This is a genomic window from Mucilaginibacter sp. 3215, from assembly GCF_050433785.1.
GTDB lineage: Bacteria > Bacteroidota > Bacteroidia > Sphingobacteriales > Sphingobacteriaceae > Mucilaginibacter.
The window spans coordinates 31,048-48,803 of record NZ_JBNPWO010000011.1 but is presented as its reverse complement, the minus strand read 5'-3'; the positions used below and the strand labels follow the sequence as shown (position 1 = coordinate 48,803).

The following is a 17,756-nucleotide window of genomic DNA, read 5'->3' as shown; positions in this document are numbered from 1 at the left end:
TGTTATTTTAATTCATTTACTAAAAAGATGGAAAGGGGTGATCGTTTTAACGGTTGCCCCTTTCCTGTTGAAGGGTGGTACGCAATCTTTGCCATGATGGTATTGGATACTGCTACGAGTTCCAACAGGTTGTTCTGCAGATTTAAGGTAGCCCGTAAAACCAATTGATAAAGCCAGTCTGGTAAAATATATAGTATAGCAAGGTAGGTCAAACCCATAGCGGTTTACATTACGCAAACTCATCTGTTGCCTGCTGTCCTATAATAGACTCTTACAGATTTAATTAGCTTATAAATAAAACGATCAGTTTAAAGCAATCAATTTGAGTTGCCGCCTGGCGGGCTTCAGGCATTGAAGGGGGTTATTTCTGCAGCCTTGCCCTTTGTAGGATTTGATTGCCGGTAACTGATTTTAATGAATAGGGCTCAACGATGATTGCACCAGTGGTGCAAAGGGTTTTAGAAAGATAGACAGGGGTGGGTACCTGCTTTTAAGTAAACAAAAAACCAGGAAAGGAAATGCATTTTTAACATTTCCTTTCCTGGTTACCGTGTTATTTAAAAAAGGGATTATTTATCTGGCAAAGCTTTCGGCTTCTATAATGGCGTTAGCAAAGTCTTTAGGGGCTTCCTGGGGCAAATTATGGCCTATGCCCCCGGTAATGGTATGATGTGCATATTTGCCTTTAAAGCGGGCGGCATAATCAGCAGGCTTAGAGTGAGGAGCGCCGTTGGCGTCGCCTTCAAGGGTTACAGTTGGTACAATGATTGGAGGTGCGGTTGCTAATTTTCTTTCCATGTCATCATATTTTGCCTCACCTTGGGCAAGGCCCAGGCGCCAGCGGTAATTATGGATCACGATGGCAACATGATCGGGGTTGTCAAATGACGGAGCAGTTTGCGCGAAAGTAGCGTCGTCAAATTTCCAGTTGGGTGATGCTGTTTCCCAGATGAGCCTGTTAAAATCGCGCCTGTTTGCCTCGTAGCCCAATTGGCCGCGTTCGGTACTAAAATAAAACTGGTACCACCATGATAGTTCTGCTTTGGGCGGCAGTGGTTTTTTATTTGCTTCCTGGCTGCCTATCAGGTAACCGCTTACCGAAACCATTGCTTTGCAGCGCTCGGGCCATAATGCTGCCACGATATTTGCTGTACGCGCGCCCCAGTCAAACCCGCCAATAATTGCACGGTCTATTTTCAGGGCGTCCATCAGTGCGATAACATCGGTAGCTATTGCTGCCTGCTGCCCGTTCCTGAAAGTTTGTGCCGAAAGAAATTGTGTTGTGCCGTGGCCGCGCAAATGAGGCACAATAACCCTGTAACCGGCTTTGGCAAGTATGGCTGATACCTCAGTATAGCTATGTATATCATATGGCCATCCATGAAGCAGGATAATAGGCTGTCCGTTTGCCGGGCCGCTTTCCGCGTATCCAATATTAAGCAGGCCTGCATTTACCTGTTTGATCGAGTCGAAAGAGGCGGTAGAAAAAAGAGTATTGTTTTGCTGTGCCGGTAAATCTATCTGTTTGGTTTCTGCTTTAAGTATACCGAGACCGCCTAACTCTGCTGCTGCAACTGTTAATGCGGAGATACCAAGAAAGCGGCGACGGCTGAATGTTGTTTCGTTGTGCATGTTTTTCGGATTAGTTTGATTAATATTCGCCTTCAGATGCTTTCCTCATCGTCGGGCATAACAAAAATACACCAGCACCAGGATTATAGAAGTGGTTAATGCATGAACCGGACAAATGGTGACTTCAGTTAGACATATTCCCCACCAGATTTGCCATTATCTGAAATAGTTGGAAGTGGCAGTGCTGGTTGGAAGGGAGTAACAATTAATCCTTACGGTTATCAGTATGGCCAGGTTGTTTATACATCATTATTTTACTCGTGCGTGTAACAATTAGCGATGATTGCTGTATTTTGCTGAAATTTTTTTGTTAATACGCTGTCCGAAAATGAAGTTCATCCCCAAAATTGCAAACCGGTTTATTTATATCATTTTCTTGTTGTTTCCGTGGCCGGTTTTTGCCCAAAATCTGGTTAAATATGTACAGCCAATGGCTGGTACAGCTATTGCCACTACAGCTTCCGCACTAAAACATGGACAGGCGGCTGATACACGGTTTGCCAATACCGTTCCCGCGGTTACTGCCCCATTTGCCATGACACAATGGACACCCGAAACCGAGAGCGGCGAAACCAAGTGCGTACCTCCATACTATTATAAAGACAGCCTGTTCAACGGCCTCCGTGGTTCGCACTGGCTAAGTGGTTCATGTACACAGGATTATGGCAGCTTTACCATTATGCCCATCACAGGCAAGCTAAAAACAGCTAATTATAGTGCAGCATTTAAACATACTGATGAACTGTCGTCTCCTCACGTTTATAGCATCAATCTTAATCAATATAAAGTGAGTGCCGCGGTAACCTCTACGGAGCGTTGCGGCATGATGCAGTTTACCATGCAGCAGGCCGACAGCCTTTATTTATTGATCAAAGCCAATAGCGATTATCATGAAGGTTTTGTAAAAGTGGATAAGCAAACGGGTGAGATATCGGGCTATAATCCTGCTCATCGTATTTACCAGGGTTGGGGGAAAAGCGCGGGTTTCAGCGGTTTCTTTGTGATCAGGTTTGAACGGAGTTTAAGTAAAACGGGCACTTTTGCAGGTGATAAAATATTTATTGCAGATAGTATCAAAAACGATGCAGGTACAGGGATTTATGCCGGATTTAAGCTCAATAAAGGCGAGAAGCTAACTATCAGGATTGGCACTTCATTTACCAGCCTGAATGGTGCCCGTAAAAACCTGGAGGCCGAGATGCCGGCATTTGATTTTGACAAGATGGTAGAACGCAGCAAGGTAAAATGGAAGAAGGCCTTAGGGCAAATCAATATTTCAACTAACAACGAGCAGGACAAACGGATCTTTTATACGTCATTTTACCATGCCATGCAGCATCCGCGTCTTTTTAATGATGTTGATGGCAGATACCCTCGGTTTGCCGGCGATTATCAAATTGAAAAGTTATCAGGCGGCAATTATTATGATGATTTTTCGATGTGGGATATTTACCGGGCACAGTTGCCGTTGTTTGAGATCCTGAACCCAACTTTGATCAATAACCTGGCAAAATCACTGATCTTGAAAGGTAAACAAGGCGGGTGGATGCCTGTTTTCCCCTGCTGGAACAGCTATACATCTGAAATGATCGGCGATCATACGGCTTCTGTAATCAGTTCGGCATATTTAAAGGGGATCACTGATCTTGACGCTAAAGAAGCTTACAAAATTTTAAGGCATAACGCGTTTGAACTACCTCCCAACCGGGCCGACTATGTAGAAGGCAAGGGCCGCAGGGCATTGGATAGTTATTTAAAATACCGATACATCCCTTTGGAAGATAGCGTACGCGATGCCTTTCATAAAATGGAGCAGGTTAGCCGCACAATGGAGTATGCTTATGATGATTACGCGCTGGCGCAATTTGCAAAAGCTTTAAAAAAATCTGCCGATTATACCACGCTCACCAAACGGGCAAAATATTATGCCCATGTATTTGATGCTGCAAGTGGCTTTGTCCGCGGTAAACATGCTGATGGCACATGGATATCCCCCTTTGATCCTGATAAAAAGGCGACTTATATTACAGAAGGTACTGCACGTCAATACACCTTTTATGTACCGCAGGATGTACCCGGCCTGGCACAGTTGATGGGTGGAACGAAGAAACTGGAACAGTCGTTAGATAGCTTGTTTGAAAAAGGCGAATACTGGCATGGCAATGAGCCGGGGCACCAGATCCCTTTTATGTATAATTACACACCATCGCCATGGAAAACGCAAGCCGCCGTACGCAAGATCCTGGCTGCGGAATACAGTGATGGTCCGGGTGGTTTGGGAGGAAATGATGATGCCGGCCAAATGTCGGCCTGGTATCTGTTCGCTGCTATGGGTTTTTACCCGGTAAACCCGGTTTCGGGCGAGTACCAGTTGTGTTCGCCTTTGTTTGATAGAATTGCTATCACGCTTCAAAATGGCAAAAAGTTCGAGATCATCTGTCATAAACCGGGCCCCAGATCAATGTATATCCGCTCGGTGAAATTGAATGGCAAAATAATGCCTAATAATTTTATCCGTTACAACGATATCAGCAACGGCGGCAAACTCGAAATATATCTGAACGATCAACCGGGAAATAACTGGGCAGTTAAACCATTAAATCAACCTAAGGGGATGTGACAATGCGCAATCCCGCGTTTTTTATTCCTTAATTCAGAAATGTTCATTGGGCAGATTAAGTAAAAATCAGATGACGTAGGTGCAGTTTACCCGGAAATATGTAAATTGTCATAAACCAAAAAACATACCTATGAATTCTCGTCGTGATTTTTTACAAAAGTTGGGCTTATCGGCCCTGGCCCTGCAACTTGTACCATACTTAGGATGCGCAGCGGGAGCAGACAAAACTGCACAAGTTTATGACGGTCCGGTATTACGTGTGGCCATTATGGGACTTGGAGGCTATGGAACCATAGTTGCAGAAGCTATGCGGAAATGTACCAAAGCTAAACTGGTTGGGGTAATTAGCGGTACCCCATCAAAAGTTAAAGCATGGCAAAGCAAATATGGCATCCCCGAAAAAAATTGCTACAACTATGAGAATTTCGATAACATCAAAAATAATCCCGATATCGACGCGGTATACGTTATTACACCCAATGGCTTGCACCGCGATTTTGTGATCAGGGTAGCTGCAGCCGGGAAACATGCTATATGCGAAAAGCCAATGGCCGTGAATGCCAAAGAGGGGGAGGAGATGGTTGATGCCTGTAAAAAGGCCAATGTAAAATTGTTGGTTGGCTACCGGATGCATTTTGAACCCAAAACGCTTGAAGTGATCAGGATGAGGCAAAACGGCGAGTTTGGGAAGATCAGATTTTTTCAGGGGCAATGCGGGTTTACCATCGGCGATCCCACACAATGGCGGTTGAATCAAAAGCTTGCCGGTGGTGGCTCTATGATGGATATTGGGATTTATGCCATCAACGGATCACGCTATATGACCGGTGAAGAACCGATATGGGTTACAGCCCAGGAAACTAAAACCGATACGGTGAAATTTAAAGAAGGGGTTGATGAAACCATCCAGTTCCAGTTCGGCTTCCCAAGCGGGGCCGTCGCGTCTTGCCTGTCAACCTACAATATGAACAATCTCGACCGGTTTTTTCTTGATGGAGAAAAAGGCTTTGCCGAAATGCAGCCTTCTACCGGCTACGGGCCAATTAAAGGCCGCACCCATTTGGGCGAGCTTAACCAGCCCATTACCACACACCAAACCGTGCAGATGGATGAAATGTGCGAGATTATATTTAATAATAAAAAGCCGGTAGTACCGGTAAACGGTGAAGAAGGAGTGAAAGACCTTAAAATTATTGATGCCATTTACCTTGCTGTTAAAACCGGGAAGAAGGTGGAGATAAGTGTTTAATATTGTTCAAAGGTAAAAACATACGTATGTGCCGGATTTATGTCGGTACTTAACTGGATATTCACGCTTACCTGGTTTCACGATTAATTCTTGCTTACTTGTCCACTGCTTACTTTGAAAGTGGGGTGCCGAAATAATTCGGCATGACGGGTTTGCTTTTTTGTAAACCAATTGAGAAGCTTTCGCAGTAAGGAAATTAATATTCCACCTGCTATTGGCATATTTAGCCAAACCTGTAACAAGCCGCTGGTATGCTCATCTAAATATAAAAACTTAGAAAAAACATGAGCACCAAAGAAACATTTTCAATTAACGGTGAAGCGTTATTGGGAAAGATAAAAGAGATAATTAACGAAGGTAAAGCCAGCAGGATCACCATTTCGGACAAGCATGGCAAAGAGTTAATGACCTTTCCGTTAAGTGTTGGCCTTTTCGGGATGATCCTGGCACCGGTTTTTGCTGCCGTAGGTACCCTGGCCGCGTTGGTTACGGAATGTACCATAACGGTAGAACGGGAAGAGGAAGACAAAGAAGATACCCCCAAAGAATAAGGTATCTTCACAATATGATCCTGCGAAACTAAAGACCTGAAATTTCAGGTCTTTAGTTTAAATTCTCATTAAAAAAATCTATAGTCCTTTTCCAGGCCAGTTCTGCCGCGGCTTTGTCATAACGTGGAGTTGTATTATTATGAAAGCCGTGGTTCGCGTTTTCATAGATATAAGCCTGGTATTTTTTGCCATTTTCTTTAAGCGCTTTTTCGTATGCCGGCCAGCCCTCCGTAATCCGGGTATCCAGGGCCGCGTAATGCAGCAACAGCGGCGCTTTAATTTTAGGGACATCCTCAACAGCGGGTTGACTTCCATAAAATGGAACAGCGGCAGCCAGATCGGGAACACGCACAGCCATCATGTGGCAATTCCTCCGCCAAAACAAAAGCCTACAACACCTACCTTACCATTGCAATCCTTATGGTTTTTCAGGTATTCATAGGCAGCTATAAAATCTTCCTCCATTTCGCCTTTATTTCGTTTGGCCTGCATGGTACGCCCTTCGTCATCATTGCCGGGATAGCCGCCAAGCGGTGTTAGCGCGTCGGGTGCAAGGGTAATAAATCCTGCAAGGGCAGCTCTTCTTGCCACATCTTCAATATAAGGGTTTAAGCCCCGGTTTTCGTGAACTACCACAATGCCGCCCAGTTTCTTCTTTGCATCTGCAGGCTTCGATAATAATCCTTTAATTGTACCGCCGCCTTTGGGCGAAGGGTAATTAATATAGCCCGATTTTAAACGCGGATCGTCGGATTTTACCTGTATGGCACCCTGGTAATCGGGCATCAGGAAACTCATTAGTGCGGTTACGGTAAGGCCGCCCACTGCATACATGGAGAGCTTTTGCACAAATGAGCGCCTGTCGAGGCGGTTATGTGCGTAATCATCATACAGGTCAAACACTTCCTGTTTGATATCTTCTTTGCTGATTTGGTTCATATTTCCGGGGGCTTTGTTCAAATTTACCGGTTAGGTTTTGTTTGGGGTGTAACAGTCTCGTTACCGGTAATGTTTTGCATGTTGGATTTGCCAGAGTTTCTACATAGCATATTTTTATTTCCTTACAACCCGGAAACTATCAGACCGGTAACCACAGACTTTGAAAGCTTATTTTAACCGCCGGGCTGCTTTTTGTTTTCAGAGGTAATGTTTGATTATATTTTTGATTCCGGCGTGATGAAACTTGAACAAACTTGAACCTGTTATGAATATGCGGACACCTTCTGCTCTTTTACATTTGTTTACCAGGCAGCATGCCTTATAGTTTAACTCATGAAACCCACTGCATTAAAATTCTTGAGCTTTATAATATTATTAATTTGGAGCATTCCGCTGAACGCACAAACACTATATGTAGATGTAAGCCAGGGTAGGGATGATGCCCCGGGTACGCAAAGTGAACCGCTGGCAAGCCTTGAAAAAGCGGTTATCAAGGCAAATACGTTTAGCGGTGAAGAGCCCATTACCATTAAGATTGCGCCCGGCCTTTATACCATTATAAGTGCATTGGCAATTCGTGATGAAAGTAACCGGCAGGTTGCTAAAAAGTACACTTTAGAAGCGATGGTCATGCCCGATGATCCGGACTGGGCACCGGCCAAAATGCCGGTTATCCAATGCGTGGCCGATTCCAACAGGGTTGGTAAACTAAGGCATGCCTGCTCCGCTTTTCAGGTAGCGCGGAGCCATGTGGTAATTAAAGGGCTGAAGTTCACCGGTAACCCAAACCCCGCATCAGAGTATTACTACGTTATAGAAAGGAGGGACAGCACATTGACCGGGCTGGAAATTTCCCAGTGCTATTTTATCGGGGAAAAGAATTCTGCACCTATACAAGGAGGGGTTTTTGCCCAGGGTGCCGGTATCCGCGTAGATCACTGTATATTTTATGGGGTAAAAAACGCCGTTATGGTATTTCTCGGGATCAGGGATTTTTCACTCACTCATTCCATTATTTACGGGGCTTATGAAGGTGCTGTTTGGTACGGCTACGGCCAGAGTTCCAATATGCCGTTTACGTTCAGTGATAATATCGTTACCAATTGCAATTATTTTTGGATAGGTTACCGTGGTGCACATGCTAACTATAAGTTTGCCAATTCGCTTATCTCCGAAAACGCTTTTTATTTGGGCTTTAACGAAGAGGACGTAAAGCCCGACCGGCTAAATAAACCCATAGAACAAAGTATCCAAAAAGTTGGAAAAGTAGCCCTGAGCGAAGTGCAAACCAGAGGCATACCAAAAGATTACCTGAACCTTTCATCTTCATCACCGGGAGCGCACATCGATGCCGGTATCTTTATAAGGTAAAAACAATTAATGTGCTTGTTTAATGCAGATTTAGATCAATGCCCTTTCCCAAAGTTTTTTTCGCCAGCTTCAACTGCCATATCAACCCGGTTTTCGTCGGGAGGTTTAGGGCATGAATAGCCGCTGCTGAAAGCGCAGTATGGGTTGTAGGCTTTATTGAAGTCAATAACGATAGAGCCGTTTTTAATGTCTTTGGTAGTAAGGTCGATATAGCGGCCTCCGCCATAGGTTTCAGAGCCGTTTGTAGCATCGGTAAAAGGCAGGAACAGATAATTGCTGAAAGCAGGGTTTTGTGACAGGGCTATGCTTTTGTAAATGGTTAACTGCATTGGTTTACCCTTTAGCGTAAACGAAAGTTGGGCGTAACGCACATACTGGCTGCCTGTGCCGCTAAAGGTGGGGATGATAAAGGTCTGTTGATTAGTCAGCAGTTCAGCTTTGGCAGTTACGCGGTAGGTACTGTCGGCATCATAAAACCTTAGAAATTGGAGGTCATTCTGTTTAAGCGGCGATCGCGGATCTTTTAAAAAATCATCCTTATAATTTTGCCTGAAGGCCGCAATTTGCTCTTTGTGAGTTTGTGCAAAGCTGTGTTGGCCAATGAAAAAGATAAATAAAAGGACAATGAAATATTTCATGTGTATTGCAGGGATTAGGCCCAAAGATAACGTAGATGCAACTCAAAAAAAAGCGTCATTTGCGAGGCACGAAGCAAGCCCAGGCTCCTGTCCATCAGGGTCTCTCGTAGAGGACCCGGATGTTCCTGACTGTGACGGGAGACTATAATATAACATGCGCCAAACAGGCGTACTTGCGTTGCGAAGACATCAGGGTCCTCTACGAGAGACCCTGATGGAACGTAAAATGAGTTTATGATATGCTGTATGACGTTAAATCACCCCTTCAATAAAAAACTTATTGATCCCTTCAATATCACTCAAATGGGTAGTTATCCGGCTAATCTTATTATCAGTAATATCGCAAACTATGGCTACCTGCTCATCCAGTATCAAATCGCCACGGCTGGCAGTATTGTGAAGCGACAGGGCTACACTATCCAATCCGTATAGAATGTGGTTTAATTGAACCATTACCCCAAAATCACGCAGCTGACCGGCACGTTTAATCACGTCATCGGCACCAACAACAGGACCCGAAAGCAAACTTGTTCCTGGCAGGGTCCAGGTAACATCATTGGCAAGGGCCGGGCGCATGAGCTCCCAATCACGATTTTTTAGTCCTGTTAAAAACTTATTGGCTAACTGGCCTTTTACTTCTTCTGTGGTTTTCATGATGATATGTTTAGCTATTAGTTAAGAGGCTCGGCGGCGGGAAAATCTATTGGAACTTCGGTGTTGGCAAATACGTAATTAGTATACACACGTATGGTAATAAAGGCAATAAGATCCATCAAAGCGGCTTCATCAAAACCGGCTTCGAAAAAGTTATTTAGTAAGGTTTCATCGCCTTTACCTTTATTTTCAACAATTGATTTGGCTAAACCGATAATGGCATTCAATCTGTCATCAGCTGTATGGCCTCTCCTGATATCCAGGGTTTGTTCTTTAGTAAAACCGCGTTTCATGGCCAGCATACTATGACCTGCTAAGCAATAGGCACAACCGTTTAGCTCAGAAACAATGAGGGCAATAGCTTCCCTTTCTTTGGGGGTAAACACGCTTTTGCTCATGTCATCCTCCATATCCATAAACATTTTAAGTGCAGGTGCCGAATAACCCATAGTGGCATAAAGGTTAGGCACTTTACCAACACGTTTTGTGAACGTATCAAACATTACCTGCGCTTCGGCACTTACCTGTTCGCGGGTGGGAACATTTATAGTTTTCATGATTATATTATGGTTTAAGATTATTTACTTGTTGTTTTACGTTTAAGATAAAGTTGCGCGGTTTCGCTCATAGTCATGATAGCACCGCCAAGGATCACAATATCTTTAATAACCAAACGACCGCGGCCTGACAGGTATGGGAAGCCCCATTGGTTATCGGTTAAATGTGGTACCCAGCTTTCGGGCGTAGTCACCAGGAAGGAAAGCGTGCCCAAAGTCATGATAAATACCAGGATACTGGCAATCATACTTGGTATTGGTGCAACTTTATAAAGCGCAACCAGTATGCCCAGTGTTACCAGGAAAATACCCAGGCCAACAGAAAAGCCGTAAGTGTTGTTTTCGATATGCCATTGGTGGTTGGCAGCAATCAGTTCGCCTTCTTTATTGATGTGTTTTTTATATTCGGTTGGGTGATTGTAAAAGAATGACATCACCGGACTGTTGGCCACAAAGGGTACAACGCCATCGGCTTCGTAAGTGAAAAATTTTAGCCCGCCTATCCAAAGGAATACGACTACGATTCCGAAACGGACTGCTTTTTTACCAAGCTGATCAAGGCCTGCTATGGTGTTTATGATTGAAGTTTTCATGTTGTTGTTTTTTGATAAAGCAAAACTACAACGCTATGAGCCCCGCAAACATGGACGAAACGGGGTTTTATTTGTACAAATCCGCGACGATGGAGATGCCTGTTTTATCGCGAAAAGTTTGGGGCGATACTTTGGTGAACTTTTTAAATACCCGGCTAAAATAAAACTCATCCTGGAATTTAAGGTTATAGGCAATTTCTTTGACGCTTTGCCGGGTTAAATGGAGCTGTTTCTTTGCTTCGAGGATAAGCCGTTCCTGGATAAGCTGTGATGGTGATTTGTGGAAGTATTTGGCACAACGCCGGGTTAAATTATCAGAAGATATAGCGAGTAACGAGGCATAATCTGATGGTTTATGCAGGTCAAGATAATGCTGGTTAAGCAACGTCCGGAACTTTTCCATTATTTCATCTTTTTGGGGTTTATCCTCACCGGTACTGATGCTATTTATTTTTATGCTGCTGGCCTTGGCCAAAAAAAGCTGCAGGTAGGCCCGCAATACAATTTCGGATGGTTGCGGCTGCATAAATTCGTCGTCCATCTGCATCAGTAACAGCTCAAACACTTTTACATCCTGCAGGGTAAGCACAACTATTGGATCAATATAGATGTTGTTAAATAATAACCCGTTGCAGGCTACCTCTTCGCGGTGGTACTCGATACAATAAAAATCACTGTGAAATTGTAAGATATTGCTTTTTATGGCGCGGCACTCATCTACATAAATAATCTGCAGCGGGGTCGAAAACAACAACACCGGGCCTGTAAAAGGGAATGCCCCAAAATCTGCGTGGAAAATACCCGACCCTTCAGGAACGAGGTAAACGGTATATTCAGAAAACTGGGCAGGCGTACATAAAATATCTTCCCGTACATCCTGTAACCCAAGTAAAAATTCACCTGCTTTATCGCGGATTGCTTTCAATGGCCAATGATTTATGGCACTAATATAAATATACTCTGCTTTTTATAGCGACAACGACTTTTATGAGGCCGAGTTTGCGCTCAAAAATTACAAAACATCAATAGATGCTGCCGTTTGTTGACAGCTTTTCGGATGAAATAAAAAAAGCGAGGGATTGTGCGATTCCCTCCCCTGGGAGGGTGCAGGGAGGGGTTCATTCACAGACTTATTCGCCTGAAACGACGTATAAACCCCTCCCCGCCACCACGAAATCCAACCGCACCCCTCCCAAGGGAGGGAATTAAAAATCTTCCGAACACTTCTGGTGACAACACCAACAATAGCGGGGGCGCTCAGTAGTGCGAATGTTAAACACTCACTCTAACCAACTCCTCTAAAGCTCCGCATAAGGTATCAATCTCCTCCTCAGTATTATAATAATGCACGGAAGCCCTTACAATATTATTTAAGTGGTTTTTATTCATGTAAATGAGGGTTGAAACCGCCTTGCCAACTGATACGTTGATGTGCTTTTCGGCCAGCTTGTTTTTTACCGTTGCGGCCTCCATGCCATCTACCGAAAAAGTTACGATGCCGCATAACCCATCGCCAAAATCATGAACGGTTATGCCATTAATATTTTTTAGTTTTTCGCGTAGTAAGCCGGCTAAATATTGCACCCGCTGCCAGGTACGGTCAACACCGATATTGAGCGCATATTCAACCGCCTTGCCAAGACCAAGCGTTAAGGCACGGCTTTTTTCATACACTTCAAAACGGCGGGCATCATTACGCGGTTTAAAATCAGTTTGGGTTACCCATTGGGTAGTAAAGCCATCCAGGAAAAACAGTTTCAGCTTATCCTGAATTTCTTTGCGAACATACAGAAATCCCGTGCCCCTTGGCGCCCGCAAATACTTCCTGCCGGTTACGGCCAGCATATCGCAGCCTATTTCCTGCACATCCAGCGGCACATGGCCCACGCTCTGGCAGGCATCAAGCAGGTACAAAATATTGTGTTTGCGCGCTATCCTGCCTACCTCTGCTACCGGGATCATGCCCCCTGCGGTTGAGGGGATATGGGTTACGGCTATCAGCTTTGTCCGGTCAGAAATAGCATCTTCCAAAGCCTGCAGCCGGAAATTACCCTGATCATCATTAGGGATCACTTTAAACTCAACACCCAGTGTTTTTTGAGCGTGCAGCAAACCTATCAGGTTGGTTACATATTCCATTTCGCAGGTAATGATCTCATCGCCCGGTTTAAAATCAATGCCGTTAAAGGCAAGCCACCAGCCGATACTGGCGTTTTCAACAATGGCAATTTCATCCTTGCGGGCGTTGATGAGTCGGGCTATGAGGTTGTAGGTGTTTTCAAGCTCTTCGCGGTATGTGTACTCGGTTTCGTAGCCGCCGTTTTGCGCTTCTTCGTACAGGTAATCTATCACGGTATCAACCACCACATCTGGGTGCAGGGACGAGCCTGCATTATTGAAGTGGATGGTTTTTGTTGTGCCCCGGGTTTCGGCCCTTAGTTGCTGTACTTCCTGTTCGCTTAGTATATTTTTCATCAGGTTTAGTTATTTGTAAAGTTTATTTCCATCATGATATCGGCACGTTTGTAGGTGCCGGGTTCAACAGGGATTTCGGTAAAGCCCAGTTTGCGGTAAATGTGGATGGCGTTTTCGAGCACCCTGTTCGAAAACAGTACCAACTTTTTTACACCCAACTCACGCGCTTTATCAATACCGGTTTGACATAGAAACTGACCGGCGCCAGCCCCGCGACTGTCTTTATCAACCGCCATTTTGGTAAGCTCGTAAACGCCGTCTTCCATATACCGCAATGCTACTGTGCCAATAATTTTTTGGTTCGAAGTGACAAAGTAAATGCTGCCGCCTGTTTTAATGATGGCCTCGTCGGGATTTTCCAATACCCATTTATCAAAAGGCTCAACGGTAAAATACTCTTCGAGCCATGCCTTGTTAAACTTTTCAAAGTAGGGGGCATGTTGTGGCTGATAATCGATAACCTGTAGTTCCATGTGCTTAATTATTTGATCAATACAAAATAAAAACATCCGACAATGGCAAAACAGATGCAGTTTTATTAATTTTGAGCATAACAGATTTTTGTATGGAAAGCCCGGTACTCAATACAGATAATGATTTTTTATACGCGCAGATAGCTGCCCGGATCGAAAAGCAGATTAAACAAAACCTGCTCAAACCCGGCGATAAGCTGCCATCGGTAAGGGCGCTGAGCCAGGAACAGGGCATCAGCATGAGTACTGCTTATAAAGCTTATGTTGAGTTAGAGAACCTGGGGTTGATAGAGGCACGTACCAAATCGGGCTACTATGTAAAATACCTGCCCGCCCGTTTTGCGAGTGTGCCCGAAACCAAACCTCCGCTTAAAAAGGTTAAACAGGCCAGCGTTGCTGAAATGATTGCGATGGTTTACCGTAACATGTCGGAAGACAGCGTTTTGCAGCTCTCGCGCTCATCGCCGCCGCTCAGCCTGATCCCGCTGGCCAAGCTCAGTAAATCCATGATGGAATCTATCCGTAATAGTCCATCAGGTAATATCACTTATGAAAACCCGCAGGGTAATATCGCTTTGCGCAAACAGGTGGCTAAAAACGCTTTTAATTGGGGTGGTAATATTACCGAAGATGATGTGATCACAACACAGGGCTGCCTGGAAGCTTTAATATTTTGCTTAAGGGCGCTCACCAAGCCCGGCGATACCATTGCCATTGAAAGCCCTACTTATTTTGGGATTTTCAATGTGATGCTTAGCCTGGACCTGAAAGTATTGGAAATTCCGGTTTACCCCGATACCGGCCTCGACCTGGAATATCTGGAACGGGCTATGAATGAAGTGCCAGTAAAAGTATGCCTGTTTGTTACCAATTTTAGTAACCCGATAGGGGTTTGCATGCCCGATGAGCGTAAGCAGCAACTGGTGCGCCTGCTTGCTGAAAAGCAAGTTCCCTTAATTGAGGATGATATTTATGGTGAGATCTATTTTGGAAAAAGCCGTCCGCGCACCTGCAAAGGTTATGATAAGGATGGCTGGGTGATCCTTTGTTCATCGGTATCCAAATCAATAGCGCCCGGTTACCGGGTGGGGTGGTGCATACCACCGGCAAGATTTAAAGAACAGGTATTGAATATCAAAATGATGCATTCAATAGCATCGGCAACACCAACGCAAGCGGCTATCGGCCATTTTTTTGAAACCGGAAGGTATGATTTGCACATGAGGCATTTGCGCAAGGCTCTGTATACACAGTGCTTGCGATATACACAGGCTATAGCCGCACATTTTCCGTCGGGTACCAAAATAAGCAGGCCACAAGGCGGTTATGCCCTTTGGGTTGAACTGGATAAAAAAGTAAACGCTTTCGAACTTTACCAATTGGCCATAGAGCACAATATCAGTATTGCCCCCGGCCAAATCTTCAGTGTGGACGGGCGTTTTACCAATTTTATCCGCATTAGTTTTGGGTTAGCTTTTGATGAGATGGTTGAAGAAAGTTTTAAGGTGTTGGGGAGATTGGCGAATGGCCTTATATCCTGAACTACAAACATCACCAAATAAACTTAATTTTTTCTGAATGGCTGATTAGTAATAAATTAGTGTTTTATCTATGGTTGTGCCAAATAGCTATCTATAAGGCATTTATTAAATTTTTATTGTATTTTAAGTTCTGTTTTTAAAAGACGGCAGCACGTTTTAATGGTTATCCCCTTTATCATGAAATTTAAATTTTTACCGCTATGTGTTGCTGTTGTGTGTGTAACAGGACATCTGTGTGCGCAATCTTCAGCCTCGTTGCAATCGCAAATTCAAAAAAGCAAAGCTGATACCGGCAAAGTGAAGCTGTTGCTTGCTTTAAGCCGTGTTATCCTGCTCAAGTCGGGCGCGGGAGCAAAGGAAACAGATAGCTCTTACCGGTTTATGAAACAAGCCGAACAATTAAGCATTCAGCTTAATGATGTTAAAGGGCAGGGGAATGCTGCGTTGATGGCAGCAATGATCAACAATAAAAAGGGCGATCATAAAGCTGGTGCTGCATTGGCCCAAAGGGGGTTTAATTTTTTTAAGTCGATAGATGATTTGCCGGGTATGGCCGAAGCTTATGTCATTATTGGGCAGCATTATGGAAATGAAGGCCAGGACCTGGATAAAAAAATAGCCTATTATCAAAAAGCCATTGATATTTTTAGGCAAGCAGGTTTAAAAGACAGGGAAGCTACAGCTATGGTAGATATGGCCGATCTGCAAAGCATAAAAGGATCATATGATATTGCTGTTAAAAACCTGCGCACGGCATTGGCAATATACCAATCGATAGGGAAAAAAGACCTGGATGGTTTGTACAACCTGCTTGGCGGCTGCCTTACCTTTCAGGGAGATGCTGATAACGCTCTGAAGTATCAGTTGAAAGCGGTGAGGCTTGCCGAAGGTCGCGGTGATACCAGTTTGCAAATGTGTACAATATACAATCGGTTCGCCCTTTCGTACTATACGCTGCATAAATTTGGCGATGCCATTGTTTATTTTGATAAGGCTGTAAAAATTGCCCAAAAATATAATGACACAGCTTCAATAGTTGTAATAAACGGTAACCTGGCCATGAGCTACTATAAAATGGAACAGCCCGAAAAAGCGCTTGCACGGCTGCAATTGCTCAAAAACATGAATCTGTTTACAACAACGCAGGAAAGATTTGAAAATTACTATGATTTTTGCCTGGTTTACATGAGGCTTAAACAATATAAAATGGCCAAAGTGTACATCGACAAAATGGAGGCGTCAAAAAAAGATGCAGGGGCAAATTATACCGAGATGTTAAGGTCATATATTAATTATTATATCGCCACAGGGCAGTATAATAAAGCGTATCCCTACCTGCAGGAAAATGAAAGTTTTTATCAAAAAACAAAGGTGCTGTCTTTTTTGGCACAGAACCATCTCAACTGGTTTAAGGCCGACTCGGGGATGGGCAGGTACCAAAGTGCTATTAAGCATTACCAGCGCTACAAAATGCTTACCGATTCGGTTTACCTGGTTAACAATAACAAGCACACCTCCTTTTTGCAAATTGAGTTTGATACGGATAAGAAGAATAAAGACCTGCAACTGCAGGCCAAGGATATCCAACTGCTTAAAAACAATGAGCAGTTGCAGCGCAGCCGGTTTTTAGCAGCACAGGCCGATCGTAATTTGCTTATTGGAGGCTCGGTAATGTTGTTGCTTTCGCTGGGGGTTGGTTATAATCGTTACCGTTTAAAGCAGCGCAGCAATGTACGCTTACAGGCACAGCAAAACGAAATTAACAAGCAAAACCAATCATTGCAGCTGTTGAACCGTAAACAGGAAAAATTACTTAATGAAAAAGAATGGTTGCTCAAAGAGGTACATCACAGGGTTAAAAATAACCTGCAAATTGTGATGAGCCTGTTAAGCGCGCAATCGGCATACCTGGAGAACAACGCGGCCATTGAAGCCATTACTGAAAGTCAAAACCGGGTGCAGGCCATAGCGCTTATACACCATAAATTGTATAGTGCTGATAATGTGGCCAGCATTTATATGCCATCATACGTAACCGATTTGATCCGCAACCTAACCGATTGTTTTGACTCGGTTACCCGTCGTATCAGGTTTGAGCAGGTGGTTGAACCCATTTATCTCGATCTGACCCAGGCTGTTCCGTTCGGCCTGATACTTAATGAAGCCATAACCAATGCTATCAAGTACGCCTTTAGCAGTGAAGGCGGGCAGATCGTCGTCGCGTTGAACCGCGTAGGCGAAGACGGTGTGATACTAACCATTGCCGACAACGGAAAAGGGCTGCCGGCCGGCTTTGATCTTAAAACAGTAACCTCATTAGGTATGGAAATGATGAAGGCCTTAAGTAAACAACTGGGAGGCACTTTTAAAGTTCAAAATAAGTCGGGTGTTACTATCAGTGTTGAATTTAAAATTGAGAAAGTAAGGCACCATAGCGAGTTAGAAAGCAATTTCTTATAATGA

General features: G+C 44.1%; 17 protein-coding genes. 6 read left to right on the top strand and 11 right to left on the bottom strand.

What is annotated here, in order from left to right; translation table 11 throughout:
- Positions 1-2: 2 nt before the first annotated feature.
- Together ABIC84_RS17865 and ABIC84_RS17860 are read right to left on the bottom strand one after the other, a co-directional pair.
- Positions 3-218, bottom strand: a complete 216-nt coding sequence (locus ABIC84_RS17865; protein WP_429264406.1) for a hypothetical protein — start codon at positions 216-218, stop codon at positions 3-5.
- Positions 219-573: 355 nt separating this feature from the next.
- Complete coding sequence (locus ABIC84_RS17860; protein WP_429264405.1) at positions 574-1,632, bottom strand: alpha/beta hydrolase; 1,059 nt, start codon at positions 1,630-1,632, stop codon at positions 574-576.
- A gap of 328 nt (positions 1,633-1,960) precedes the next feature.
- On the opposite strand from ABIC84_RS17860, the gene ABIC84_RS17855 reads away from it, so the two are divergent.
- The 3 genes from ABIC84_RS17855 to ABIC84_RS17845 all read left to right on the top strand — a co-directional run bounded on the left by ABIC84_RS17855 (position 1,961) and on the right by ABIC84_RS17845 (position 6,052).
- Positions 1,961-4,252 (top strand): GH92 family glycosyl hydrolase, encoded by a 2,292-nt coding sequence (locus ABIC84_RS17855; RefSeq protein WP_429264404.1) that lies wholly within the window; start codon positions 1,961-1,963, stop codon positions 4,250-4,252.
- A gap of 130 nt (positions 4,253-4,382) precedes the next feature.
- On the top strand, positions 4,383-5,501 hold the full coding sequence (locus ABIC84_RS17850) for a Gfo/Idh/MocA family protein (protein ID WP_354486258.1): 1,119 nt from the start codon (positions 4,383-4,385) through the stop codon (positions 5,499-5,501).
- Between the two features lie 284 nt (positions 5,502-5,785).
- Positions 5,786-6,052: a DUF4342 domain-containing protein gene (locus ABIC84_RS17845; protein ID WP_090534028.1), complete on the top strand. Its 267-nt coding sequence runs from the start codon at positions 5,786-5,788 to the stop codon at positions 6,050-6,052.
- Between the two features lie 52 nt (positions 6,053-6,104).
- On the opposite strand, the gene ABIC84_RS17840 is transcribed toward ABIC84_RS17845, so the two are convergent.
- Both ABIC84_RS17840 and ABIC84_RS17835 read right to left on the bottom strand, forming a co-directional pair.
- Positions 6,105-6,413, bottom strand: a complete 309-nt coding sequence (locus ABIC84_RS17840) for a dienelactone hydrolase family protein (protein WP_429264403.1) — start codon at positions 6,411-6,413, stop codon at positions 6,105-6,107.
- Positions 6,410-6,991 carry a dienelactone hydrolase family protein gene (locus ABIC84_RS17835; protein WP_429264402.1) on the bottom strand — a complete coding sequence of 194 codons (582 nt, stop codon included), beginning with the start codon at positions 6,989-6,991 and terminating at the stop codon, positions 6,410-6,412. Before ABIC84_RS17835 ends, ABIC84_RS17840 begins: the two co-directional genes overlap by 4 nt.
- A 333-nt stretch (positions 6,992-7,324) precedes the next feature.
- Between ABIC84_RS17835 and ABIC84_RS17830 the strand changes: the two genes are divergently transcribed.
- The gene (locus tag ABIC84_RS17830; RefSeq protein ID WP_429264401.1) at positions 7,325-8,362 is read left to right on the top strand and encodes a hypothetical protein; all 1,038 of its coding nucleotides are present in this window, start codon (positions 7,325-7,327) and stop codon (positions 8,360-8,362) included.
- Positions 8,363-8,397: 35 nt separating this feature from the next.
- Here the strand turns inward: ABIC84_RS17830 and ABIC84_RS17825 are convergent, their stop codons facing one another.
- The 7 genes from ABIC84_RS17825 to ABIC84_RS17795 form a co-directional block, all read right to left on the bottom strand.
- Positions 8,398-9,000 (bottom strand): DUF1684 domain-containing protein, encoded by a 603-nt coding sequence (locus tag ABIC84_RS17825; protein ID WP_429264400.1) that lies wholly within the window; start codon positions 8,998-9,000, stop codon positions 8,398-8,400.
- Positions 9,001-9,252: 252 nt separating this feature from the next.
- Positions 9,253-9,654 (bottom strand): nuclear transport factor 2 family protein, encoded by a 402-nt coding sequence (locus tag ABIC84_RS17820; RefSeq protein WP_429264399.1) that lies wholly within the window; start codon positions 9,652-9,654, stop codon positions 9,253-9,255.
- 17 nt (positions 9,655-9,671) lie between these two features.
- On the bottom strand, positions 9,672-10,211 hold the full coding sequence (locus ABIC84_RS17815; RefSeq protein ID WP_176622395.1) for a carboxymuconolactone decarboxylase family protein: 540 nt from the start codon (positions 10,209-10,211) through the stop codon (positions 9,672-9,674).
- Positions 10,212-10,231: 20 nt separating this feature from the next.
- The gene (locus ABIC84_RS17810; RefSeq protein ID WP_176622397.1) at positions 10,232-10,804 is read right to left on the bottom strand and encodes a DUF417 family protein; all 573 of its coding nucleotides are present in this window, start codon (positions 10,802-10,804) and stop codon (positions 10,232-10,234) included.
- A gap of 67 nt (positions 10,805-10,871) precedes the next feature.
- On the bottom strand, positions 10,872-11,729 hold the full coding sequence (locus ABIC84_RS17805; protein ID WP_429264398.1) for a helix-turn-helix domain-containing protein: 858 nt from the start codon (positions 11,727-11,729) through the stop codon (positions 10,872-10,874).
- Between the two features lie 347 nt (positions 11,730-12,076).
- Positions 12,077-13,279, bottom strand: a complete 1,203-nt coding sequence (locus tag ABIC84_RS17800) for an aminotransferase class V-fold PLP-dependent enzyme (protein ID WP_429264397.1) — start codon at positions 13,277-13,279, stop codon at positions 12,077-12,079.
- 5 nt (positions 13,280-13,284) lie between these two features.
- Complete coding sequence (locus tag ABIC84_RS17795; protein WP_188833980.1) at positions 13,285-13,752, bottom strand: GNAT family N-acetyltransferase; 468 nt, start codon at positions 13,750-13,752, stop codon at positions 13,285-13,287.
- Between the two features lie 92 nt (positions 13,753-13,844).
- On the opposite strand from ABIC84_RS17795, the gene ABIC84_RS17790 reads away from it, so the two are divergent.
- A complete protein-coding gene (locus tag ABIC84_RS17790) occupies positions 13,845-15,293 on the top strand; it encodes a PLP-dependent aminotransferase family protein (RefSeq protein ID WP_429264396.1) in 1,449 nt (482 codons plus the stop codon).
- A 177-nt stretch (positions 15,294-15,470) separates the two neighbouring features.
- Positions 15,471-17,753, top strand: a complete 2,283-nt coding sequence (locus ABIC84_RS17785) for a histidine kinase dimerization/phosphoacceptor domain -containing protein (RefSeq protein WP_429264395.1) — start codon at positions 15,471-15,473, stop codon at positions 17,751-17,753.
- Positions 17,754-17,756 lie beyond the last annotated feature (3 nt).